Source organism: Shewanella oneidensis MR-1 (assembly GCF_000146165.2).
Classification (GTDB): domain Bacteria; phylum Pseudomonadota; class Gammaproteobacteria; order Enterobacterales; family Shewanellaceae; genus Shewanella; species Shewanella oneidensis.
Genome location: NC_004347.2, coordinates 2,935,978 through 2,959,091, shown reverse-complemented (window position 1 = coordinate 2,959,091; position 23,114 = coordinate 2,935,978). Strand labels below are relative to the sequence as shown.

19 protein-coding genes and 3 pseudogenes are annotated in these 23,114 nt (G+C 44.0%); 12 read left to right on the top strand and 10 right to left on the bottom strand.

From position 1 onward, the window contains the following. Positions 1-331: 331 nt before the first annotated feature. From SO_RS13155 to SO_RS13140, 4 genes are all read right to left on the bottom strand, one after another. Positions 332-799 (bottom strand): hypothetical protein, encoded by a 468-nt coding sequence (locus tag SO_RS13155; RefSeq protein ID WP_011072760.1) that lies wholly within the window; start codon positions 797-799, stop codon positions 332-334. 91 nt (positions 800-890) lie between these two features. After that, positions 891-1,412, bottom strand: coding sequence for a M48 metallopeptidase family protein (locus SO_RS13150; RefSeq protein WP_011072759.1), 522 nt, complete (start codon positions 1,410-1,412; stop codon positions 891-893). Positions 1,413-1,468: 56 nt separating this feature from the next. Then, positions 1,469-1,906 (bottom strand): DUF3010 family protein, encoded by a 438-nt coding sequence (locus SO_RS13145; RefSeq protein WP_011072758.1) that lies wholly within the window; start codon positions 1,904-1,906, stop codon positions 1,469-1,471. 114 nt (positions 1,907-2,020) lie between these two features. After that, positions 2,021-3,370: a DEAD/DEAH box helicase gene (locus tag SO_RS13140; RefSeq protein WP_011072757.1), complete on the bottom strand. Its 1,350-nt coding sequence runs from the start codon at positions 3,368-3,370 to the stop codon at positions 2,021-2,023. A 624-nt stretch (positions 3,371-3,994) separates the two neighbouring features. On the opposite strand from SO_RS13140, the gene rssA reads away from it, so the two are divergent. The 7 genes from rssA (at position 3,995) to SO_RS13105 (ending at position 11,073) form a co-directional block, all read left to right on the top strand. Further along, complete coding sequence (gene rssA, locus SO_RS13135; RefSeq protein ID WP_011072756.1) at positions 3,995-4,942, top strand: patatin-like phospholipase RssA; 948 nt, start codon at positions 3,995-3,997, stop codon at positions 4,940-4,942. 114 nt (positions 4,943-5,056) lie between these two features. Beyond that, positions 5,057-5,737 (top strand): hypothetical protein, encoded by a 681-nt coding sequence (locus SO_RS13130; RefSeq protein WP_011072755.1) that lies wholly within the window; start codon positions 5,057-5,059, stop codon positions 5,735-5,737. Positions 5,738-6,041: 304 nt separating this feature from the next. Further along, complete coding sequence (nrdD, locus tag SO_RS13125; RefSeq protein WP_011072754.1) at positions 6,042-8,159, top strand: anaerobic ribonucleoside-triphosphate reductase; 2,118 nt, start codon at positions 6,042-6,044, stop codon at positions 8,157-8,159. Positions 8,160-8,274: 115 nt separating this feature from the next. After that, complete coding sequence (gene nrdG, locus SO_RS13120) at positions 8,275-8,736, top strand: anaerobic ribonucleoside-triphosphate reductase-activating protein (RefSeq protein WP_011072753.1); 462 nt, start codon at positions 8,275-8,277, stop codon at positions 8,734-8,736. A gap of 125 nt (positions 8,737-8,861) precedes the next feature. Continuing rightward, on the top strand, positions 8,862-9,218 hold the full coding sequence (locus SO_RS13115) for a YibL family ribosome-associated protein (protein ID WP_011072752.1): 357 nt from the start codon (positions 8,862-8,864) through the stop codon (positions 9,216-9,218). A gap of 262 nt (positions 9,219-9,480) precedes the next feature. Next, positions 9,481-10,092 (top strand): GTP cyclohydrolase II, encoded by a 612-nt coding sequence (ribA, locus tag SO_RS13110; protein ID WP_011072751.1) that lies wholly within the window; start codon positions 9,481-9,483, stop codon positions 10,090-10,092. Between the two features lie 216 nt (positions 10,093-10,308). Continuing rightward, positions 10,309-11,073: a hypothetical protein gene (locus tag SO_RS13105; RefSeq protein WP_238560598.1), complete on the top strand. Its 765-nt coding sequence runs from the start codon at positions 10,309-10,311 to the stop codon at positions 11,071-11,073. 68 nt (positions 11,074-11,141) lie between these two features. Here the strand turns inward: SO_RS13105 and SO_RS13100 are convergent, their stop codons facing one another. The 5 genes and pseudogenes from SO_RS13100 to SO_RS13080 form a co-directional block, all read right to left on the bottom strand. Next, the gene (locus SO_RS13100) at positions 11,142-11,591 is read right to left on the bottom strand and encodes a hypothetical protein (protein ID WP_011072749.1); all 450 of its coding nucleotides are present in this window, start codon (positions 11,589-11,591) and stop codon (positions 11,142-11,144) included. Positions 11,592-11,804: 213 nt separating this feature from the next. Then, a complete protein-coding gene (locus tag SO_RS13095; RefSeq protein WP_011072748.1) occupies positions 11,805-12,176 on the bottom strand; it encodes a VF530 family protein in 372 nt (123 codons plus the stop codon). A 420-nt stretch (positions 12,177-12,596) separates the two neighbouring features. Beyond that, positions 12,597-14,045 (bottom strand): annotated as a pseudogene (locus SO_RS13090) (carbon starvation CstA family protein). A gap of 195 nt (positions 14,046-14,240) precedes the next feature. Then, positions 14,241-14,951: a two-component system response regulator BtsR gene (btsR, locus tag SO_RS13085; protein WP_011072747.1), complete on the bottom strand. Its 711-nt coding sequence runs from the start codon at positions 14,949-14,951 to the stop codon at positions 14,241-14,243. Further along, positions 14,948-16,630: a sensor histidine kinase gene (locus tag SO_RS13080; RefSeq protein ID WP_011072746.1), complete on the bottom strand. Its 1,683-nt coding sequence runs from the start codon at positions 16,628-16,630 to the stop codon at positions 14,948-14,950. Before SO_RS13080 ends, btsR begins: the two co-directional genes overlap by 4 nt. A gap of 128 nt (positions 16,631-16,758) precedes the next feature. On the opposite strand from SO_RS13080, the gene SO_RS13075 reads away from it, so the two are divergent. The 5 genes and pseudogenes from SO_RS13075 (at position 16,759) to SO_RS13055 (ending at position 21,246) form a co-directional block, all read left to right on the top strand. Then, positions 16,759-17,010, top strand: a complete 252-nt coding sequence (locus SO_RS13075) for a YecH family metal-binding protein (RefSeq protein WP_011072745.1) — start codon at positions 16,759-16,761, stop codon at positions 17,008-17,010. Between the two features lie 314 nt (positions 17,011-17,324). Next, positions 17,325-17,884, top strand: a pseudogene (locus SO_RS13070) (IS110-like element ISSod19 family transposase); the annotation flags it as partial. 41 nt (positions 17,885-17,925) lie between these two features. Further along, the gene (locus SO_RS13065; protein ID WP_011071113.1) at positions 17,926-18,882 is read left to right on the top strand and encodes an IS1595-like element ISSod11 family transposase; all 957 of its coding nucleotides are present in this window, start codon (positions 17,926-17,928) and stop codon (positions 18,880-18,882) included. Positions 18,883-18,926: 44 nt separating this feature from the next. Beyond that, positions 18,927-19,388, top strand: a pseudogene (locus SO_RS13060) (IS110-like element ISSod19 family transposase); the annotation flags it as partial. 655 nt (positions 19,389-20,043) lie between these two features. Further along, a complete protein-coding gene (locus tag SO_RS13055; RefSeq protein ID WP_005054087.1) occupies positions 20,044-21,246 on the top strand; it encodes an IS256-like element ISSod4 family transposase in 1,203 nt (400 codons plus the stop codon). Between the two features lie 188 nt (positions 21,247-21,434). Here SO_RS13055 and SO_RS13050 read toward each other — a convergent pair whose 3' ends face one another. After that, a complete protein-coding gene (locus SO_RS13050; RefSeq protein WP_011072744.1) occupies positions 21,435-22,754 on the bottom strand; it encodes a hemolysin family protein in 1,320 nt (439 codons plus the stop codon). Positions 22,755-23,114 lie beyond the last annotated feature (360 nt).

Here is a 23,114-nt window from a genome sequence, read left to right as displayed (position 1 = left end):
TAAAAGCATATTGAATATAAAAACGCCGATGAATTATTATTCATCGGCGTTTTTATTTGTATTGATTTTGCCTTCAGGATCGACTCGAGTTGTTGATGTTTTGGCTGATTTGGGTTGTCATACTGTATTTGTATATGAAGTAGATAAGCTGCTTAGAGCAATTTGTTGAAACTTTGCCCTTATGATACGTCTTGAGATAATGGCTCAAGACTATGTAGAGTTTAGCGGTAGCACTGCGATTGATCGCATTAGGCAACTAAGGACGAAAACTCTTTTAGCCATGCTTACTTTGATGTGTCTCTTCAATTTAAAGCAAGATAGCCAAGTAATACTAACTTGCCTGGCGCTTCTGCATTGCTTTTAACGCACATTTACACAGATGTCCCTTTAAGGCCGGACATCCTCCACAGGGGGACTTTTTATAGGGACGAAGTGCAAAGCTTCGCTCTGTTGATAAGGGGGTAATACGTTTGATTACTGCTGAAGATAAAAATTTTGCATCATTTGCGGCATTAAAATGCGCTTTTGCTAATTTTAATTGCTGCTTACGTGAGGCTTTATCGAGATCTTGGATGTGTTGTTTGGCAACATACTCAGCCAATAATTGGCTCAAATGTTTGCGCTGTGCTTTTTTACTTTGAGCACCCATCCTCTGTTTTATTGGTTCCGCGGACAAAGATGATTTAACTGAATATCTCACTGATGTAGCATCAGGCATTTTTGCTTGTTGCTTTTGCAGTTTCTTGGCTTGTTTTTTACACCATTTTTCCAGCTTTTTACCAATATTTTGCTTTTTCATACGACTTAGGTGCGATAACGAATAAGACGAAATTATTCTAAATGAAAACTATTATCAGTCAACTAAAAGTAAAGAAAATAGGTACACAAACTCAGTTTATGGAATTCGTGGCATAGGGGGATTGATTGGCATCGATACATGTCAGCAATAAGCGCAGATCGAATTCAAATTGGTGGTAATCCGGTTCCATATAAGTACACAGATTATAGAAGGCCTTGTTATGATCCTTCTCTTTTAGGTGGGCGAGTTCGTGCACAACTACCATTCGTAGCAAGGGTTCTGGTACACGTTTTAAGCGAGAAGATATGCGAATTTCATTCTTCGCCTTGATTTTGTTCCCTTGCACCCTAGCGACGTAAGAATGTAAGCCAAGTGCATGATGACTCATACTTATTTTGTCATCAAAAATCACTTTTGATAGGGGAGAGGATTGGCGTAAAAATTGATTTTTGATCCCTTGGGTATAGTCGTAAAGGGCCTTATCGCTGCGGATCTCGTGAACTTGGGGATGACGGCGCAGCAATACATCACCTAACTTGCCACTTTCTAAAAGCTGCTGAACCTGACGTTGGATATCTGGGCTATAACCGCTTATATATTTTAAGGTTTGCATGATTCTTGTTGCACAGAAGAGGCTTGGCGCTAAGCGATAGCGCCAAGCAAGAGCGTTTAAGCTTTACCAAAAATATGGCGATTTTGCTGAGCGTAGGCTGCCTCGAAGGCGGGCTGTTGGAAACGTTTTAAATCCAAGGTGTCGAAGTCGACATGTGGTGGATTACGCTTGTTTTGTTCTTTAATCGCAACGGGTGATAACAAGGTCACAGGCACATCGCCCAATTGAATTGCCGCTTCGAGCTTAAAGCTGGTGGCAGAACCTGCCAGCTTGCCTTTTTGCTCACGCTCAATAATCACAATTTCATCGACCTTGTAATCTTCCATTAACTTATGGAAAGCAAAGTGAAATTCACGAATTGCCTCCGTAGATGCCGACTGGGCAATGCTAAAAGACACTTTACGGCAGCTGGGTACATTGAAAGTTTCCCCTTCGTAGCTGAGCAGACTGATGATGGCTTCGCCACCTTTTAATTCAACACCACAAATTCGCATGTTACACCTTTAACTATTTCAAATTGCTTATGTATCGCCGGAAGAATGACTCCAGCGAAACATGGATTTTAAGAGCTCAAGTATGACGGACTTGAGCCATCTTTTGCGTTATTTTCAGATCTCGTCGTCACTCTCTTGCAGCAGCTGTGCCTTAGGTTTTTTGCGCATTGGCGCATCACCGACATCAACACCCGTGATAAAGCGTTTATCACGTGATGGCGCTGCTTTAACGACGTTCGGCTTGGGCTTAGATTTACCCTTTGTGTTTGCCTTGACCACACCTTTAGTCGCGACGGACTTTGGCTTATCTTTTAAACCAGTAAATTTAGCTTCAAGCCCTTTAATTACACTGATTTCAAAGGTTTTTCTTAAGAAAAGTTGTACTTTTTTAAAGCTATCCCAATCTTTTGGACCGACTAAGGATATCGCATCACCTTTTGCGCCTGCACGACCCGTACGGCCAATGCGGTGGACATATTCTTCGGCAAATTTCGGCATGTCGAAGTTGATAACTAAGGAGACATTCAGTAAGTCTAAGCCTCGGGATGCCACATCTGTGGTTACCAGTATTTGCTGTTGGCCACGGGCAAATTGGTCCATGATCTGATTACGTGCCGCTTGTTTTAACTCGCCACTCAAGGCGGCGGTCGCAAAACCTTGAGCCGAGAGTTTTGCGGCTAAACGTTCTGTATCGGCACGGGTGGCGGTAAAAATGATCACTTGTTTGTGTGACTCATCGCTAAGCAAACGACTGAGTAGGGCCTCTTTGTGATCTAAGTGATCGCACAGATAAATCCGCTGCGAAATATCCTGATGTTCAGCGTGAGCAGTGCCAATCGCAACATGTAATGGATTCTTGAGTAACGCTGCCGCAATCTCATTGATTTCACTATGATCTAACGTTGCTGAGAACATTAAGGTCTGACGACGTTTATGATCGGCTGCCTCGTTGATAGCTTTTAACTGTGGCGCAAAGCCTAAATCCAACATGCGGTCGGCTTCATCGAGGATTAATAGTTCTAATCCATTGAGAAATAAATTTTTTTGTTCTAAGTGATCGGCGATTCGCCCTGGCGTTGCCACAATAAAATGCGGCTCTTTTGCTAGCGCTTTGGCTTGATCGTTAAAGTTTTCGCCACCCAATACACTAATTGCCTTATATTGGGTGTTAGCAACCAGTAGACGTAACTGGCTATAAACCTGATGGGCCAATTCGCGGGTCGGTAATAAAATTAATACTCTAGGATCGCGCTTACTGAGGGCGCGGGTGGAGATAACCCTTTGCAATGCGGGCAGCAAAAACGCCAAGGTCTTACCTGACCCGGTCTTTGACGATGCCATTAAATCTTTACCTGCCAAGGCGATAGGTAAGGCTTGTTCCTGGATGGCGGTTGGGGTTGCAATCCCCATATGCTTTAAGCTTTGTAACAGACGCTGGTCCAGAGAAAAATCAGTAAACTGCAAAGGTATATCCCCTAAATCTGAGTGAGGGCAGATTATAGCGCTAAATCACTATGGTCAGCTATCTTGATCAGGCATTATCTTACGGAATCATCTAAATAGCCGCATATTTGTGTGGCATGCATCAATCGATGTATTTGTCCTTGAGATCATCTTTAACTGAATTGACTCTGCACTGAGAGGATAACAAGTGACCTTGTTGTCATTGAACCATGATTTTCAATGCTGATCGTTAAATGTATAAATGAAGGTAATCACTAGGGCGTGTTGATATTTCCAGATTCGGTTGCGTGCGTTAAGACAAGTGCATGCTCGCAAAACGATGAGTGACATGTCGCTATTGCAATCCTATGGCGAGCTGTTGTCGTGAAAGAGAGAATTGACAGATGAACCCTTCGAACTGGTTTTTGGGGCGTTTTACAGTGTTATCTTATCGTTCGTTGATGTCGAATAACCACACAGCACTGACTTTTACTTACATAAACGCTAAAGCCAAATCGCTGTAAAAATACCCTATAAACGTCAATACGTCCTAGTAATAATAATGGATAGTGTTGTCTAATGCCTTCCTGCACTCTGGAAAGTACTTAGTTTCTTCCAATCATCGATTTATTAAGGGAAATTATAATGGGCAAGGGGACTAATCCGACAATCGGCATCGCATTAGGCAGTGGCGCTGCAAAAGGTTGGGCGCATATTGGTGTGCTAAACGGACTTGCGGCGATGGGAATTAAACCTGATAAGGTGGCAGGTTGCTCTGTCGGTGCTTTGGTGGGCGCTGCTTATGCTCATAATCATTTAGCCGAGCTTGAAGAGTGGGTGCGCAGTTTCTCCAGTTGGGATGTATTGGGGCTGATGGATATTCGTTGGCGTAAAGGTGGACTGATTGGCGGTGAAAAAGTGTTCGATGTACTGCAGTCGCGCATTGGTGATGTCAATATTGAGGATTTAGAATATCCCTTTGCTGCAATTGCCACTGATCTTTATTCCGGACAGGAAATCTGGTTCCGTCATGGTGACTTACGCCAAGCTGTTCGGGCTTCTTGCTCTATGCCAGGAATATTAGCGCCAGTTCGCCAAGGTGAACGTTGGTTAGTTGATGGCGCAGTGGTTAACCCTGTTCCCGTTTCAGTGAGCCGAGCAATGGGTGTTGATATTGTGATTGCTGTTGATTTGCATGGTTTTCACTCTGGTCGATTACAGGTTTTACCTGTCAATATGACCAGCCACCGGGCAACAAAAGAAGACACGGAGATGCCCGCGCGCCAAGAAACCGGCTTTATGGATTTATTCGCCCGAGGGCGGGAATATGTCAGTAACTTAACCGACAAGTTTTCCCTCGGGACCAAATCTAACCCAGGCATGATTGCGGTAATGTCACAGTCGATGGGGATTTTAGAACAGCGGCATAAACGTGCGCGTTTAATGGGGGATCCGCCTGATATCTGCATTGTACCTGAAGTCGCGAATATCGGCACAATGGAATTTCACCGAGCTGACGAAGCCATCGCAGCAGGAGAGGCCGCCGTGGCAAAAGTGGCACATTTGATTGAAGCCGCGATTTGGAAAGATTAAATATGGCAGGATGAGTTCATCTGAGAATCACAAAGTATAAAGCTAGCTACTGCTTGATTGGCTTAGTTTTTGCTTTATAAACGCCACTCAGTATTAGACGCCGAATTATTGACGATGAATTCTCTCTTAAATACCCTTAATCTTAATCGCAACAATGCTGCTGAAGCCTATGGCCTTAATAGCAAGAAGACGGATACAGGTAAAACCGAGTCGAGCACGGATGCAAACTCATCCACAAAGGAACCCTCAAAGACTGACACTAAACCGAGTGATGAGATTGCGCTGTCACCTCGGGCAGTGCGGGCACAAAAAATTCAGGCCATGTCGAAGGACTTTTTTGCCGATGGCAAATTTAGTGTGGCGGATATTCCTGCGCTAGTGTCGCGGCTTCAAAAGGACGGCATTCTTTCTGATGCCCAAGTTGAACGCCTTTCGCAAAACGGCATTACTGTGCCGAGTCAAAACCCCAATAAGCAGTCTTTGCAGGATTTTATCGATGATGAGCTAAAGTCCTTGGCTGAAAAGTCGCCAAACAGCCCGATGATTAGTACCTTAGTTGATGCGAAAAATGTGCTAAAAAATATGGATGATGCCCATTCGCCCGTTTTGGCGCAAAAGGCGACTAAAGTGTTTGGTCAATTAACGGATTATTTGAACAGTAATCCCACCATGAGCGACAGCCAAAAACGATTATGGCAAGGTCTCAAATCGACCATGCAAGTGGCTTCATCCATGGGAGTGCAGCAATCGGCGCAGGGCCAATTAAGCAGTTATCTTGCTCTGGCTAAGCGTTAAGCCTATCTATTTTTTCTACGTCAAAACAAAGGGTTTTGATTTTAAGCATCATAGCCCTTTGTGTTGTTAAGTCTCTCCATTTAGCACCGCTATCTTGCTTTCGCGTCGAGGTCAAGGCTTAAAACTGAGATCATTGGGCTTGGCAGCAGTTCTTATTTGTTCTTTTTATCCATCCGATAAATCATGATCTGGATCATGGAATTTTAGGTGTCGATGTCGCCTAATTGCCTACATATTGTGTTTGTTGATTATCAAATCACTATATGTAGTGTTAATTTTAATCAGGATGGAGAGGAACTGAACAATGCCGGTCGTGATCAAGCGGGATGGTTGCCGCACACCTTTTGATGAAACAAGGATAAGAGATGCAGTGATCGCCGCTGCAAACTCGGTTGGGATAGAGGATACAGATTATGCCGCGACGGTAGCTGCTTGTGTGAGCGCGCGAGTGGCGAATATGGCTGAAGTTGAGATCCACCATTTACAGGATGTGGTTGAAAACCTATTGATGGAAGGCCCCTATAAGTCATTGGCACGGGTCTACATTGAATATCGCCACGACAGGGATATTTGCCGCGACGCTACGAGCAAACTCAACTTAGAAATTCGTGGTTTAGTCGAGCAAAGTAATGCCGCACTGTTAAATGAAAACGCCAATAAAGATTCTAAAGTCATCCCTACTCAGCGGGATTTATTAGCGGGTATTGTCGCCAAGCATTACGCCAAGAGCCATATTTTGCCTAAGGATGTCGTGGCCGCCCACGAAATGGGTGAGATCCACTATCACGACCTCGATTACTCGCCGTTTTTCCCGATGTTCAACTGTATGTTGATTGATTTGGCGGGCATGTTGACCCACGGCTTTAAGATGGGCAACGCCGAAATTGAAACCCCTAAATCTATCTCAACGGCCACAGCTGTAACGGCGCAAATTATTGCCCAAGTAGCAAGCCATATTTATGGCGGTACGACCATTAACCGTATTGACGAAGTGTTAGCGCCGTTTGTGGCCAAGAGTTATGACAAGCATTATCAAGTGGCGCTGAATTGGCAGATTAAAGATGCTAAAGCTTACGCCACCGCGCAGACCGAAAAAGAATGCCATGATGCTTTTCAATCCCTTGAATATGAAGTTAATACCTTACATACCGCTAATGGACAAACCCCGTTTGTGACCTTTGGTTTTGGGCTAGGAACCTCGTGGGAGTCGCGTTTAATTCAGCAATCGATGCTGAAAGTACGCATGGCGGGCTTAGGTAAAAATCGTAAGACAGCGGTGTTTCCTAAATTGGTGTTTGCTATCCGTGATGGCATTAACCACAAAGTCGGCGATTGCAATTACGATGTAAAACAACTGGCCCTTAAATGCGCTACGATGCGGATGTATCCGGATATTTTGAACTACGAGCAAGTTGAAAAAGTCACGGGCTCGTTCAAAACCCCTATGGGCTGCCGTAGCTTTTTAGGCTCCTATAAAGAAAACGGTGAACTCGTGCATGAGGGGCGTAATAACCTTGGCGTGGTCAGCTTAAACTTGCCCCGGGTTGCCCTCGAGGCTAAAGGCGATGAGGCTGAGTTTTATCGTATTTTAGATGAGCGCCTATTGCTTGCCCGCCGTGCATTAGACACCCGCATCGAACGGTTAAATGGCGTTAAAGCCAGAGTCGCACCCATTTTATATATGGAAGGCGCCTGTGGCGTGCGCCTGCGTGCCGACGATGATATCGCTCAAATCTTTAAAAATGGTCGTGCATCGATTTCATTAGGCTATATCGGTTTACACGAAACCATTAATGCACTCTATGGCACTGAAACCCATGTGTTTGATAATGCGCAGCTTAGGGAAAAAGCCGTAGCGATAGTTGCGTATCTCAAAGCGGCCACCGACGCATGGAAGGCCGAAACGGGTTATGGTTTTAGCCTTTACAGCACGCCGAGTGAGAGTCTCTGTAGTCGCTTTTGTAAGCTCGATGCACGCCAGTTTGGCGTGGTCACAGGGGTTACCGATAAGGGCTATTACACCAATAGTTTCCACTTGGATGTGGAAAAGCGGGTGAATCCTTACGATAAAATCGATTTTGAGCAGCCATATCCTGCCATCGCCAATGGCGGCTTTATCTGCTACGGCGAATATCCCAATATGCAGCACAATATTGAAGCGCTCGAAAATGTCTGGGATTACAGCTATAGCCGTGTACCTTACTACGGCACTAACACACCGATTGACGAATGTTATGATTGCGGTTTTACCGGTGAATTTAGCTGTACCAGCAAAGGATTTACCTGCCCTAAATGCGGCAACCATGAGCCCAGCCGGGTATCAGTAACCCGCCGTGTGTGTGGTTACTTAGGCAGTCCCGATGCCAGACCCTTTAACCATGGTAAGCAAGAAGAAGTGAAGCGTAGGATCAAACACTTGTAACACTTTTGCCTTGTTACCTTTGTTACACTGATATCAGCACAGTCGCTTATTAGAGGACTGTGCTTTGATTTTTAGCCAGTCTGGCGCTCACTGTATTTTGTATCGGAATTATGCAATGAACTATCAGCAATATTATCCCGTTGATGTGGTTAACGGCCCCGGTACTCGGGCGACCTTGTTTGTTTCTGGTTGTGAACACCAATGCCGTGGTTGCTATAATCAAAGTACTTGGGATGTGCGCTCAGGCCATTTATTTGATAAGGCAATGGAAGATAATATCATTGCGGATTTGCAGGATCTGCGGATTGTGCGCCGTGGTCTATCACTCTCTGGCGGCGATCCACTTTTACCCGCCAATCTTGAGGGGATTTTAGCGCTTGTTAAACGCGTTAAAGCTGAGTGTCCCGGTAAAGATATTTGGCTGTGGACTGGCTATGTATGGGATGAACTGAGCGATGAGCAACGCGCAGTGCTCAAGTATGTTGATGTGCTGGTGGATGGCAAATTTGAGCAAAACCTTGCCGATCCGAGTCTCCCATATCGAGGTAGCAGTAATCAGGTGATCCGTTTCTTATAAAAGCGGTAACGAGGATCGCTAACTTGCTGTTATAATCCCACACCTTGACACAGTGACCCAAACAAACTGACCAAAGAACAGGTTAATATCGACTAGGGTTCACTTTAGTAATTTAAGGTAACATAATGAATTTAAAGCAAGAACTGCAGCAGCTTAACGATAAGTTAGATAAGTTTCGTCGTAAACTGGCGGCGGCAGAGCAACGTGGCGATGTCGTCATTGTGGCGCAGTTTAAACGCGAGATTGAGGCTGTCACTAAGCAAATCAATAGCGTTAAAAACCAGCAGTCACGTTTATTGCAAAAGCAAGGTGTTGATATTCAGCACTTGCCATTTCATCGCGCGTTAACCAAAGCCGAGCAAGCTGATATGGGCCAACTGAAAAAGTCGGTAAAAGGCTTGGTAGTAGTGCACCCAATGACGGCTCTAGGTCGCGAAATGGGCTTAACCGAAGTAACGGGTTTTGCGCCAGCAAAGTTTTAAGTTGTATTGGTAACTCATTCAATAGGTTGCAAAATAGGTCGTTTACCCATTTTGCAGCACTTTGAATCGGCAGATTACAGATTGAGCCAATGTGCTACTTAGCATGATGCTTAGATTTGTAGTTGATTAAATTACTAAAGTATTTCGTGATTGCTGAAAACACTTTAGAATAGGCGCTCCGTAGGCTAAGTGCCTCATCATTGTTTTGTTTATGGATGTTCCTTCCGTCTCATGGAATGAGAGTTGTCGTTAAGGTTAAGTCATGTCGATAAAATATGTCGCGACGTCAAAATTACCCACTCCTTGGGGCGTTTTTGCCATGCACGGTTTTGAAGATACTGAAACAGGCAAAGAGCATGTTGCCCTTACGTTTGGCTCCCTAAGTAGCGATGAACCTGTATTAGGTCGTATTCACTCAGAATGTCTCACCGGCGATGCCTTGTTCAGTTTACGCTGTGATTGTGGATTCCAGCTACAAACCGCAATGCAGAACATTGCTGAAACGGGAAGTGGTTTTATTTTGTATTTACGCCAAGAAGGCCGTGGTATTGGTTTGCTAAACAAGATCCGCGCCTATGAGTTGCAGGATAAAGGTGCCAATACGGTTGAGGCGAATGAGCAGTTAGGTTTTCCGGCGGATATGCGTAAATACGATATGATCCAGCCTATGCTTGAAAAAATTGGTGTGAAGCACGTACGCTTAATGACCAATAATCCTCGCAAAGTCAAAGCGATGAAAGAAATTGGTATTGAGGTAGTTGAACGAGTACCGCTACAAGTGGGTAAAAACCGTTACAATGAAGCTTACCTAAAGACGAAATCCACTGAGCTTGGGCATATGATGTCTGAGTATCATTTTACGGATGAAGAGTAGTTTCAAGGCAATATATTTACCGATTAGGCATAGCAAATTAGGGTGTGTTTGCGTAAATTGAATATCACTTTCAGTCGGTTGCTCGTTAACGTCTATTCCATTTCGGCGCTGTCATTGGGGATTATGTTTCCACTGCTGGCGTCGTCATCTCCTATCTCAAATCAGACCGTATTGGGTACTCAGTCTTCGCAAACGTTTGCGAAGATCAGCCCAGAAATGCCAATTGATGACAAAAATAATCCGAATTCAGTCTATGCCTTTGGCAGCTATCTTGGCACCGGGATATATCGGGCTGCGGAGCAAAATGCCACTATCGTCAGTATTCCTTTAGTATTTGATTTTTTGAAGGAAGAGAGCAGTCAGACCTGGCTGCGCTTACCACTATCCTTTGGTTTTTTTGACTATTTAGCGAAGGATATTACCGATGGTGAATTACCTTCATCGGTTGGCACTATGACGATGACGCCCGGTATTGAACACCATTGGCAGGCAACGATAAATACGCGAATGGAAGCCTATCTTGATGTGGGCTTTGGAACGAATTTTGATACTGACACTAACGTGGCTATTTTAGCTTCAGGTATCAGTACCTTGTATGATTTTACCTTAGCAGGTGAGGACAGTGTTTGGGTTTCAAGACTGCGTTTTGCAGGATATAGCGAGCAAGTCGGTGAGTTAACGGATCAATTTGCCGTGTTGCAAACTGGTGTCGATATTGGGCTCTCGCCACGTTGGCAATGGTTGAATATTCAAATGCAGCCAAGGCTATTTGCCGTCGGCTATTGGTATTTTAATGAGTTGGACTTTAGCCAAGATGCTGAGGATGAAACAATCGTTTCAGGAAGCTATGAGTTTGGTGCCACACTCGCATTTTCTAAGCCCTTGGGCGGTGATTTGCTTGGGGTTGACCGTATCGGGATCAGTTATCGAACTGGCGATGGGTTAAATATCTGGCGTTTGTTGTTTAGTTTCCCTATTTAGTGTGCAGCTTAATGTTAGAGCGGAAATTAAACTTGTTTTAGTGCTAAAGCGATATGATCTTAAGTGTGTTAGCTGGCCGCTTTTTGTGCATCCCGCATTTTATTATCCATTAATACCGCGATTTGATTACCTAGCTGCATAATTTGCTCTTGTAACTGTTTACGTTGCTGTGCTGCAGCTTCGGAATTATCCCCTGCTAGCTTGGTGAGCATTTTTTGCAACGCTTTGATCTCTTCTTTGATACGCTCGATTTGTTCATCAATGATAGATTTGGGTTCCTCATTCTCAGCTCGTTCCGTTTGTTGCCGTTTTTCCGCAGCTTGTCCCCTTAAAGATGCGCCCACTTCGGTGGCGAGCACTTGCTTGCCTTTGCTTGAGATATTGACTGTTTCTTGACTCGTAGACTCTGCAGCTTGATTCGTAGAGCCGTTGATTGCTGGTGTGATTGTGATATGGGCACTGGAAACGGACTTAAAGGCACCACTGATCACGATATTACTCAATCCATTAATATTCACAATAGACTCCTTGAGTGCCTGAATGATCGTTTACAGTGATATCGGCATTGAGATTGAAAACTTAAAAAGATTATGGGTCTATAAAGTTTTTACTAATAATAACAGCCGGTTATTTTCGAGCGTACTAAGGGCTAGCAGATTAGCTTTGCCCTTGGTTGGCGAACCATTATCTGGTGAAGAGCCTGATAGACAGCGCGTATTTATCGTGTGAATTTAGTCGCGCTTTCCCCAAATATGGCTATTGACCTGACCCTCTACAGCTGGCGTTGGTGTAACGACTTTTGTTTGGGTTGGTTTTGAGTTCGGTTTAGGTGCCGACTTTTTTGACGGTTCTTTAGCTGGCGCCTGTATTGATTTTGCAGCTGGCAGCGGCAGTTTATTGGTCTTCAAATATAAATATTCTACTTTTTCCCGGGCCCAATCGGTTTTTCTTAAAAAACGCAGACTTGATTTGATACTTGGAGCTTCGGTAAAACAGCGGATTTTGATGCGAGCGCCAAGTTCTTCCCAGCCATAATGCTCGACGAGTTGCGTGATTATGGTTTCCAGTGTGATGCCATGTAATGGGTTATTGGTTTGAGTCATCTTGTATAAACTGCCGTGAACAATAACGAGATTATACCAGTATTATCGACATTGGCTTAAGGTGATGGATAAAAAAACGGGCACTTATGGGTGCCCGTTGGATTTTTGTCGCGCTAATTCTAGGGCGTGTTGACGTTTCAGGGTTATTTTTGCAGCAATTTGGCTGGCGTTTATGCAAGGCAAAGTCCGTGCTGTGTAGTTATTCTACATAAACGGACGATAACGCAGCAGAAACGTCAGCCAAATGCTGCCCGAAGGGTTCGTCTGGCAAGCCCTTGCTCTTACTTTCTGTCATAAGAGCAGCTCGTCATTTGAGTAGAATAACTACACATCATTCCTCGTTTCGCGAGCACGAGCTTGCCAGAACGAACAAAATTTAATCTCGAAACGTCAGCACGCCCTAGTACATACTGCTAGAAATTAGGCTTCATCAGGTAATTCGCTGTCACTATCAACCTCACCTTTGCCTTTGGTTTTCACAATCAGCAATCCGGTGATCACTAAGGTTGAAATCACGCCTGCAACGGTAGACAAGGTCATAGGTAAGCCTGCGCCTAAGGAGGCAGAGTTCAGCAGGAAGGCGATAACCACAGTCGTCATAAACATGGCTGGAATCGTAGTGATCCAATGCAGTTTATTGTGGCGCAGTAGATAAGCTGAAGCAGTCCAGAGCATTAATACTGCAGTGGCTTAGTTGGCCACACCAAAGTAACGCCAGATCACACCAAAGTCGACTTGAGTGAGTAAGCCACCAATCACAAACAATGGAATAGCCAGCACTAAACGTTTTGGCAAAGTCACCTGTGGCATTTTAAAGAACTCAGCCAAAATCAGACGAGCAGAGCGGAATGCGGTATCGCCAGAGGTAATCGGCAGAATAATCACACCCAGAATCGCCATAAAACCACCCACAGCGCCTAATAAGCCTGTCGATGCTTCATATACCACGTTTGCAGGGTTACCGGCCATGCCTGTGTTTAAACCTTCAACACCATGGAAGTAAGACAGGGCAATAGCACACCACAACAGGGCGATAACGCCTTCACCGATCATGGCGCCAAAGAACACGAAACGGCCGTTCTTTTCATTTTCAACACAACGTGCCATCAGTGGTGATTGTGTAGCGTGAAAGCCTGAAATGGCTCCACAGGCAATGGTGATAAACAGCGCGGGCCAAAGTGGCATATCGTCAGGGTTTAAGTTTTTGAAAAAATCTCCCGCTTGCACATTAGGAAGCAGCGTATGTTCGCTAGAAAACATAATCGCAAAGGCTAAGCCGAATGACATGAAGAATAGCAGTGCGCCGAAGAAGGGGTAGAGGCGGCCAATAATCTTGTCGATAGGCACTACAGTGGCAATCAGGTAGTAAACGAAGATTATACCCACGAAGATACTCACATCTAAGCCCGTCAGCTTACCTAACAAACCTGCTGGTGCAGAGATAAACACTACACCTACCAGCAGCAATAAGACGATAGCGAACACGTTCATAAAGTGTTTAGCACTTTTGCCTAAATACTTGCCCGCAAGGTTTGGGACAGATTGGCCACCATTACGTACTGACAACATACCAGAGAAGTAATCGTGCACCGCTCCGCCGAAGATACAGCCGATCACAATCCAGAGCATAGCTGAAGGGCCGTAGAGCGCACCTAGGATAGGACCGAAGATTGGACCGACACCCGCGATATTCAGTAATTGGATTAAATAGACTTTTCCCTTTGACATCGGAACAAAGTCCACGCCGTCGGTTTGGCTAAATGCCGGTGTTTGACGTTTTTCATTGATACCAAATACTTTTTCAACAAAAGTACCGTAGATAAAGTAGCCGCCGATCAATAGACCGACGCAGAGCAGGAACCACATCATTTTAGTTATCTCCCCATTTTGAGTTGTGCAGAGTGTAAACAAGTTGTTTACATAAAACTGGGCAAACTAGGTGAGAGGTCGATAATGCTGACTCAGCGGCTATAGAATGGGGCAAGCGGTTGCATCCGTCAGTCAATCATCAGTATTAACCGCCTCGAGCGGCCTGTAAGTGACGGTGACTGGTTAACAATCGGACTATTGGAAGCCAAACAATTGTTTAAGGCTTTTGAGATAACGACGGGAAACGGGCACTTTATCCCCGAGTAAGGTGGTCACTTCGGCACCGGTGTCGAGCAGTTCAATTTCGGCAATGGCCTTGGGCGAAATCAAGTATTGGCGATGACAATGCACTAGCGGTGTTTTTTCTTCTAGCACTTTAAGCGTCAGTTGAGTATGAACCTTGCCTTTAGTGCAAGCGACATGAATACCACTTAAATCGCTAAAAACATACTCAACATCTTGAATCGGAATCACTTTTAACTTACTACCGCTGTAACAGGGTAAATGTTCGAGGCTCCTTGGCGCAATCAGATTGACAGCTTGTGGTGTGAGATCCTTGCGAACACGTTTGAGGGTTTTACTTAGGCGGTCGGCATCTATGGGTTTGAGTAGATAATCAAAGGCATGATTGTCAAAAGCTTTGACGGCAAATTCATCAAATGCAGTAACAAACACGATTTTAGGTAAGGTGTCGGGATCGAGCATGGCAATGAGCTCCATGCCCGAAATACGCGGCATTTGGATGTCGAGAAAAACCAATTGAGGTTTCTCTTTGGTGATGGTTTGCAGTGCTTCTATCGCGTTGCTGCATTGGCCAATAATCTCAATATCGGCTTCTTGGCTGAGTGAATCGGCAAGCTCTTCACGGGCAAACAATTCATCATCGACAATTAAACAAGTGATCACGTGCTAGTTTCCGTCTTTTCTATGGGTAAGCGAATGATGACTTTGGTGTATTCATCCGGCTCGCATTCAACTTGGAGCCCGTACTGTTCGCCAAACAGGTTTTGGATCCGTTTATGGACTAGATTCATTCCCAACCCTTCAGAGTCAGTAGAAGGTTGATATAGGCCAGCATTATCAATGACCTCTAACGCCAATACATGTTCATCCAAACGCCCAGTGACCTTGATCTGCCCTTGGTCAATCATATGGGAGGTGCCATGTTTTACCGCATTCTCAATAATAGGCTGTAGGGTAAATGCAGGGACTTTACAGTGATAAAGTGACTCTGGAATGGCAATATTGACTTGTAATTTATTAATAAATCTTGCTTTCTCGATGGTGAGATAGGAGGCGATGTGATCGAGCTCATCCCCAAGTGTGACTAAACCCGTCGTGCGTTTTAAATTGATCCGTAAAAACTGTGATAACTGTTGTAACAGTTGTTTCGACATATCCGGATCGCGCTTAATAATTGCACTAATAGTATTGAGAGCGTTGAATAAAAAGTGTGGATTGACTTGTGCTTGCAGCAATTTTAATTCGGCTTGGGTGAGTAGGTTTTGCTGTTGTTCAAAACGGCCATAAAGAATTTGGTTCGATAATAGCCGAGCGATCCCTTCACCCAAGGTACGGTTAATGTTCAAGAACAGTTTATTTTTAGGTTCGTATAACTTTATGGTGCCAATGACTTCAGTGTCGCTGCGCAGCGGGATAACCAGACTAGAGCCGAGTTTACACTGGCTCGAAATCGAGCAGGAATAGGGGATTTCGACCCCATCGGCAAACATTACTTTGTTTTGATTGATGGCCTCAAGGGTGATTTGGGAGGAAATCGGCGTGCCAGGGATATGGTGGTCGGCGCCAATCCCGATAAAGGCCAAGAGCTTTTCTCTATCCGTAATGGCCACCGCACCAACATTGGTTTCTTCAATCACAATTTGCGCGACCTTACCGCTACTTTCTTCATTAAATCCCTTGGAAAGTAAACCTACACTGCGTTCAGCGATTTTAAGTGCTTTGGTTGAAAAGCTAGATGAGAGCTTATCGAACATGGTTTTTTGGTCGCGGATCATACTCATAAATAGTGCCGCGCCGATGGAGTTGACCAACAACATCGGTGGAGCAATCTGACGAACTAACTCCCAAGCGGCATCAAAGGGGCAAGCGATGAGCAAAATAAGGCTCATCTGCATTATTTCGGCGTAAAAGGTCACTAGACAAACCAAGAGTGGATTGTAGATAAGCTCACTCTTACCTGCGCGGCGCAGGTAAAAACTGATCATTCCCGCCGAGAGCCCTTCGAGTGTTGTCGAGATAGCACAGGCTAAATCGGTAAAGCCGCCCATACTATAGCGGTGTAATCCACCAGTGAGCCCCACCAAAAAACCTGTAACAGGGCCGCCGAGCAATCCGCCTAATACGGCGCCCATGGCACGAGTATTGGCAATAGCCCCCGAGGTTTGCTCACCAAAGTAGGTCGCCATGATACAAAAGCTAGAAAAAACCAGATAAATAAATATCTTGTGAGGCAGGCGCGGTGACGTTTCTGCAAACAGTTTAAAAAGCGGTGTTTTACTGACTAAATAAACGATCACTAAATAGAGTGACATCTGTTGGGTCAGAAGCAAGATCAAGGACATAGTGGCTCACTTTATTGTCACAGCGGTCTGCATAGCTGTTGAAATTGGCAGAATGTGCACAAGATCAGGGTTAACATTCAACAGTTCGGTTATAAAGCTAAATCTTATTTGCATCTTTTGGAGTTACTATGCCCGATTCTGTTCACGGTCATGATGTTATGGCGCTGATGGTAGCGCAAGCCAACCCCGTTTTAAAGCCTGAGTTAATCGCACAGATAGTCCAAACCTTTGGAGAAGCAACGCGTTATCACACCTGTAGCGCTGAAAATCTTACTGCCGAGGAGTTAATCAGTTTGTTGTTAAGTAAAGGAAAAATAACTGAATCAGCACAAGGGCTCTCGCTTGTTGCTGGGCGGCAGTGTCATCATTCCCATCATTGAGTATGACTTATTGCTTGGTTATTAAATGCAGGCTCATATTGAAGGGCGAACCATGGTATGTGCTCGACGACGCGGTGAATAGAAACCTAAGGTTTCTAAGCTTATGAACGACAGCCAGGGATGGCGAACTAGCCGTTAAACACGGATGTTGTTCAAGTCCATCAGTGGATGCATGGCCGCCCCGTCTGATGTGAATGGATTCACAAATGCCGCGATGGCATGGATAATGGAATGGACCCATCCACTTAAAATCGGCCTCGCAATGGGCCACGATGTAGTCGCTAAAACTCATCAGAAAGAGGACGGGTCCACCTATGAAGATTACTACAATCGGTTTAGATATCGCAAAGTCTGTTTTTCATGCTGTTGGCGTCGATAAAGCAGGCAAGTTACTCAAAAAGAAAATGCTTAGACGTAAAGACTTGCTTCCCTTTCTCGCTCAAATAGAGCCGTGTCTGATTGTGATGGAAGCCTGTGGTGGAGCAAATTACGGGCCAGAGAATTTGAGCTGTTGGGCCATAGCGTCAAGTTAATTGCTCCTCAATTTGTAGTGCCTTTTCGGCAAGGTAACAAAAATGACTACAACGATGCGCTAGCCATTGCGGAGGCTGCGCAGCGACCCAACATGCGTTTTGTAAAGCCAAAAGGCGTTGAGCAACAAGATATACAACTCCTTCATCGCATGCGTGAGCGTTTAAACAAACAATCAACCGCCTTAATCAATCAAGTCAGAGGGATGTTAGCGGAATACGGCATTGTGATGACCAAAAGTAAATCGGCTTTTAAAGTACAGTTCCCTGATATTTTGACTAACGAAACCAATGCGCTAACCACCAAAGGTCGGGCGATTTTTTATCAGTTCTATGAAGAGTTTAAGGGCTATCCATTTAGCGCCACCAGTGTCAATATGTAGTAATGAAAACTTCATCGTATTTATTAAAAGCTGGCGTCGATTACCCTACAAATTGGGACGAATTTGTTGATTGGTTTCATGATGAACAATCTTGCACTAGCTACCTTTACGCACTTCGTTGGCCAAACGGATTCATTTGCCCAAGCTGTTCGAGCCATCAATCACCTTATCAGTTAAGTAATGGCAAGTTAAAATGTCATGCTTGCCGTTTTCAGTGTTCAGTAACATCAAGTACACTTTTTGACAAAACAAGAACCCCCATGAAAAGTTGGTTTGCAGCTGTCTGGTTTATTACAAATCAAAAGAATGGGGTCAGCGCTCTTGGAGTCCAAAGGCTATTAGGTCTTGGGAGTTATCAAACTGCTTGGTCTTTAATGCACAAGTTAAGATATGCCATGGTTGACCCTGAAAGAGATAAACTGTCCGGCATCGTAGAGGTTGACGAAACATTAATAGGTGGGGTCATTCCAAAATCATCTATTAAAAATCAACAGGGTAAGCGTAAAGCTATAGTTTTGGTGGCTGTTGAGCTGCTATCACCCTCTGGATTTGGGCGGATACGTTTAAGGCAAGTAGAAAGTGCAACTAAAGAACATATCCATCAATTCATTCAAGATGTAATAGAGCCTGGTAGCACAATTTGTAGTGATGGTTCTCAAGCATACAAGCAAATAGACAAAAAAGGATATAAGCATAATCGGATGGTGCATTTAGGTTCATCTGTACCTGCACATGAAACAATGGCTGGGGTGCATCGAGTCTCATCATTATGTAAAAGATGGCTTTTAGGTACGTATCAAGGTGCGGTAAAGGCTAAGCAACTTGATTATTATTTAGATGAATTTACATTTCGCTTCAACAGAAGAAAGTCAGATTCTCGGGGATTATTATTCTACAGGTTGCTTGAGCAAGCAGTGCGTTCTAAGCCGATAACGTACCAATCAATTAAAAATCGATAACCACAATATATAGTGGTTGGTCGTGCTAAGTGGATAGCCCTTAAGAGTTTAGTGATATAGAAAAACGGCTTAAGGATTGTGATACCCAAGTGCTCACTGAAACTAAAAACAATGTGATTTACCAGCGTTTAGAGACAATCCCAGGCATTGGTCCCGTCACTGCTACTGCCTTTTATGCGGTCGCCGGAGAGGGTAAAGACTTCACTAATGGCAGGCACTTTTCAGCTTGGTGTGGCTTGGTTCCCAAGCAACACAGCAGCGGAGGTAAAGATAACCTCCTTGGGATAAGCAAGCGGGGAAATGCGTATTTACACACCCTGTTCATCCATGGCGCCAGAGCTGTGTTGCAACACAGCCAGAATAAGCAAGATAAGTTTAGTTGCTGGGCAATCCAGTTAGCAGAGCGCCGAGGTTTTAACCGAGCCTGTGTGGCCGTCGCCAATAAGCTCGACAGAATGGCATGGGCTATCGCGGCGCATGACGAAGAATATCAACTTCCAGTATAGTACTGAATAGATTCAATAAACGTTAATAATTAACCAACCAGCAAGTTGCTAAGACACTTGAATTGATGATGAGACAGTCAGACTGATCTACTGAAAACCTTAGCTCGGCATAGGCTCATAATGAAGCCGCAAGGATGATAAGGACAGTAGAAGCAGATATCCATCAGGGCCAGAGGAATACCTCAACAACAGGCCGGATATATGGGTGCAATGAACTCTTCTCAAAATCGCTATCGAATGTCTTGCAAACCGGATGGGTCCATATATGCCAAAGAGCGGCCATGGGGCAGACGGTCGTCTCGCTAATCACCATGGCTCAACTATTTAGCATCGGTGTAGCCTGTTTGTTTTAAAGAAGATATGTGACTCGTTTTTGGGACTAAACCTTGTTAGATAATTCACTCTTATTAGCCTGGTTCGGATTAACAATTCTATTAGTAACGCCTCTTTTGACTGCAAACTAATCAACGCTCGATATAACTAGCCGTAATGGGTATCACAGGGATATGAATCAGTTCTCTATAGATTTGAAAAAACTGCCCCAGAATAGCCGCAAATGAAGTAATAGGGCGGGTTTTAGAGAGTAGCGTGAATCAGTGGTAGTGTTCATAATTCTGTGTCATTTCAGTAAAATATTCAAAAACAGGAATGACACATGACCCAACCTTTTAACTTCGAACAAGCCCTTAAAGATCTGCAATCAGGTAAAAGCCTCACAGGTAAAGACAGCATTCTTGGCCCACTGATCAAGCAACTCACTGAAGCCGCTCTCCAGGCTGAGCTTGAGCAGCATTTAGCGCATGATCCTCAGCCTAATCGTAAAAATGGCAAAACCCCTAAGACCATTAAGCATCCGTCCGGTAACTTTGAGTTAGACGCGCCTAGAGACCGCAATGGCACCTTTGAGCCTCAGTTGATTAAGAAAAATCAAACGACACTAACCGATGAAATCGAACGTAAAGTGTTATCGATGTTCAGTATAGGTATGAGCTATCGCGATATTAATCAACATGTTGAAGATATGTATGGGCTCAATGTGTCTAACGCAACAGTCAGTGCTATCACTGACAAACTCATCCCCGAACTTAAAGCGTGGCAACAGCGCCCATTAGATAGCCATTATCCTATCGTTTGGCTTGATGCGATACATTATAAAGTCAAAGAGGATGGGCGTTACGTCAGTAAAGCCGTTTACACATTGTTAGCGCTTAATATGAAAGGAAAAAAGGAAATTTTAGGGCTTCACTTATCCGAAAATGAAGGCGCTAATTACTGGCTATCCGTACTGACCGATCTTAATAATCGTGGTGTAAAAGATATTCTTATCGCCTGTGTTGACGGCTTGACCGGTTTCCCTGAGGCCATAGCCAGTATCTTTCCTCATACGGAAACACAGCTATGCGTTATCCACCAGATCCGTAACTCAATGAAGTATGTCGCCTCAAAAAATCAGAAAGCGTTTATGGCTGATTTAAAGCCTGTGTATCGAGCCGTGAGTAAAGAAGCCGCAGAGATGGCATTGGACGAACTGGAGGCCAAATGGGGTGATGCTTATCCGCTGGTAATCAACTCTTGGCGTCGCAAATGGCATAATTTGTCCCATTATTTTAAGTACCCAGAACATATCAGGAAAGTGATTTACACGACCAATGCGGTTGAGGCTGTACATCGCCAATTTAGAAAGCTCACCAAAACCAAAGGTGCATTTCCTAATGAAAATAGCTTGTTGAAGCTACTTTACGCAGGCATATTAAACGCCTCAGATAAATGGACTATGCCAATCCACAATTGGAGCCTTTGTTTATCTCAGTTAGCGATTTATTTTGAAGGACGTTTAGATAGCGTGCTAGAAATTTAAAAATTAGCCTGACACAGAATTTTGAACGCCCTCAATCAGTCTGGTGTAGAGTGATTCACGGGCATGATTTTTAGTTAAACAACCATTAGGAAATCTATGGCTAATGCTCGACTCACCGAGCAGGTTTAGTTGATCGCTCTTTAGAAGTGTTTTTTGTACTAAAGCTGACAACTACTATGCTTCTGAATTTATAAATCAACAAATATAGACTCTTCTGAATCTTCAGCATCGGGTAACTTTTGAGCAAGAACTTTATCAACCCTTTTGCCGTCCATATCCATAATCTCGAGTCGCCAACCCGCCACCTCAACAATATCTGTGGTTTGAGGTATTTTGCCTAATTCATACATTAAAAATCCATTTAGCGTTTGATAACGCCCATCCTCTTCATTTGGCAATTGCTTGATACCTAAAGCGTCTTTTAGGTCAAAAATAGGGATTAGACCATCTAGCAATAATGAGCCATCTTCCCTTTTTATCACCATCTGGTCATTCACATCTTCCTGAAAAAACTCACCAGTCAGTGCATCCATCATATCTTGAAGCGTTACCAGCCCTTTCAAATCACCATATTCATCAACAACAAACACCATCTGCGAGCCTGTAGTACGAAAATGCTCAAGTAGCTCCATTCCAGATAAGCTGTTGGGTACAAAGTTACAATTCTTAACGAGATCCACCAGTTCTAAACGTTCACCCGCGATAGACTCTGAAAGGAGTTGTTTAGCTGAAATAATACCCACCATATCATCGACATTGTTACGACAAACAGGAAATCGTGAGTGAGGAGACTGCATAACAGTTCGCAGATTTGCATCAAGAGGCAGGTTTAAGTCAAGAAATACAATATCAGACCGTGGCACCATCAATGAAGAAATAGTACGTTCATCTAATCGAAAAACGTTTTTAACCATAGCATGTTCATTATGCTCAATCACCCCAGCAGATGAACCTTCCTGCAACATTGCCTGAATATCTTCCTGAGTCACATTGTCGTCAAGTCTATGCGAAAATCCCATTAAACGCATAAGAGCATGAGTTGAACCGGATAACATCCATACAAATGGTTTGGTTGCTATTGCTAGAAATACCATTGGTTTAGCCATTATACAGGCAATACTTTCAGCACTGACTTGACCAATTCGCTTGGGAACTAACTCACCAATGACAATTGACACATAAGTGACAATGATAACCACTAGAACGGTTGAAAAGATGTTGGTCACATCTGGACTTAGACCAAAAGTCTGAAGCCAAAGTGACAAAGGTTCGGCGAGGATGGATTCACCAAATATTCCGTTTAAGATCCCTATTGATGTTATGCCTATTTGCACAGTTGACAAGAATTGCGTTGGATCTTCTGCCAGTTTGAGTGCGGCTTTAGCAGTGCTGCTACCGGCATGAGCAAGGGCCGTTAGCCGTGACTTGCGAGCAGTCACAATGGCGATTTCCGACATAGCAAATAAGCCATTTAACACAATCAAACCAATAAGAATAAAAATTTCCATAGTAGTGGCTCTGGGTTCCGCTTTAAGTTGAACGAGAAAAAATGAATAGACAATTTATACTGAAACTCAATGAACTCAGCAAAATATCGAAAGATGACTTAGATACAACTCATGAAATAATCTTCTTAAAAAACAAAAGAATATAACGAAAAGACCTTTCCCAGAATGAGATTGTGGTATGAATTGAAACTCTCAGAACAAACCATCTACTACCAGCTATCAACTTTTTGATTGGCCGTGTATTTGATTGTGTAGAAAGTTGCCTTAACTCATTGAAATGAATGGAAAGACAATTTTTATTGATAATGGCTGCAACAACTGAAGTTATAGCGTATCGTCGGTGAGGATCCATAATCCTAC

Excerpts from the sequence above, each read along its gene's own strand:
- SO_RS13155 (WP_011072760.1), bottom strand. The coding sequence starts at position 799 with ATGAAAAAGCAAAATATTGGTAAAAAGCTGGAAAAATGGTGTAAAAAA.
- SO_RS13150 (WP_011072759.1), bottom strand. The coding sequence starts at position 1,412 with ATGCAAACCTTAAAATATATAAGCGGTTATAGCCCAGATATCCAACGT.
- SO_RS13145 (WP_011072758.1), bottom strand. The coding sequence starts at position 1,906 with ATGCGAATTTGTGGTGTTGAATTAAAAGGTGGCGAAGCCATCATCAGT.
- rssA (WP_011072756.1), top strand. The coding sequence starts at position 3,995 with ATGGGCAAGGGGACTAATCCGACAATCGGCATCGCATTAGGCAGTGGC.
- SO_RS13130 (WP_011072755.1), top strand. The coding sequence starts at position 5,057 with ATGAATTCTCTCTTAAATACCCTTAATCTTAATCGCAACAATGCTGCT.
- nrdD (WP_011072754.1), top strand. The coding sequence starts at position 6,042 with ATGCCGGTCGTGATCAAGCGGGATGGTTGCCGCACACCTTTTGATGAA.
- nrdG (WP_011072753.1), top strand. The coding sequence starts at position 8,275 with ATGAACTATCAGCAATATTATCCCGTTGATGTGGTTAACGGCCCCGGT.
- SO_RS13115 (WP_011072752.1), top strand. The coding sequence starts at position 8,862 with ATGAATTTAAAGCAAGAACTGCAGCAGCTTAACGATAAGTTAGATAAG.
- ribA (WP_011072751.1), top strand. The coding sequence starts at position 9,481 with ATGTCGATAAAATATGTCGCGACGTCAAAATTACCCACTCCTTGGGGC.
- SO_RS13105 (WP_238560598.1), top strand. The coding sequence starts at position 10,309 with ATGCCAATTGATGACAAAAATAATCCGAATTCAGTCTATGCCTTTGGC.
- SO_RS13095 (WP_011072748.1), bottom strand. The coding sequence starts at position 12,176 with ATGACTCAAACCAATAACCCATTACATGGCATCACACTGGAAACCATA.
- SO_RS13080 (WP_011072746.1), bottom strand. The coding sequence starts at position 16,630 with ATGTCCTTGATCTTGCTTCTGACCCAACAGATGTCACTCTATTTAGTG.
- SO_RS13075 (WP_011072745.1), top strand. The coding sequence starts at position 16,759 with ATGCCCGATTCTGTTCACGGTCATGATGTTATGGCGCTGATGGTAGCG.
- SO_RS13065 (WP_011071113.1), top strand. The coding sequence starts at position 17,926 with ATGAAAACTTCATCGTATTTATTAAAAGCTGGCGTCGATTACCCTACA.
- SO_RS13055 (WP_005054087.1), top strand. The coding sequence starts at position 20,044 with ATGACCCAACCTTTTAACTTCGAACAAGCCCTTAAAGATCTGCAATCA.
- SO_RS13050 (WP_011072744.1), bottom strand. The coding sequence starts at position 22,754 with ATGGAAATTTTTATTCTTATTGGTTTGATTGTGTTAAATGGCTTATTT.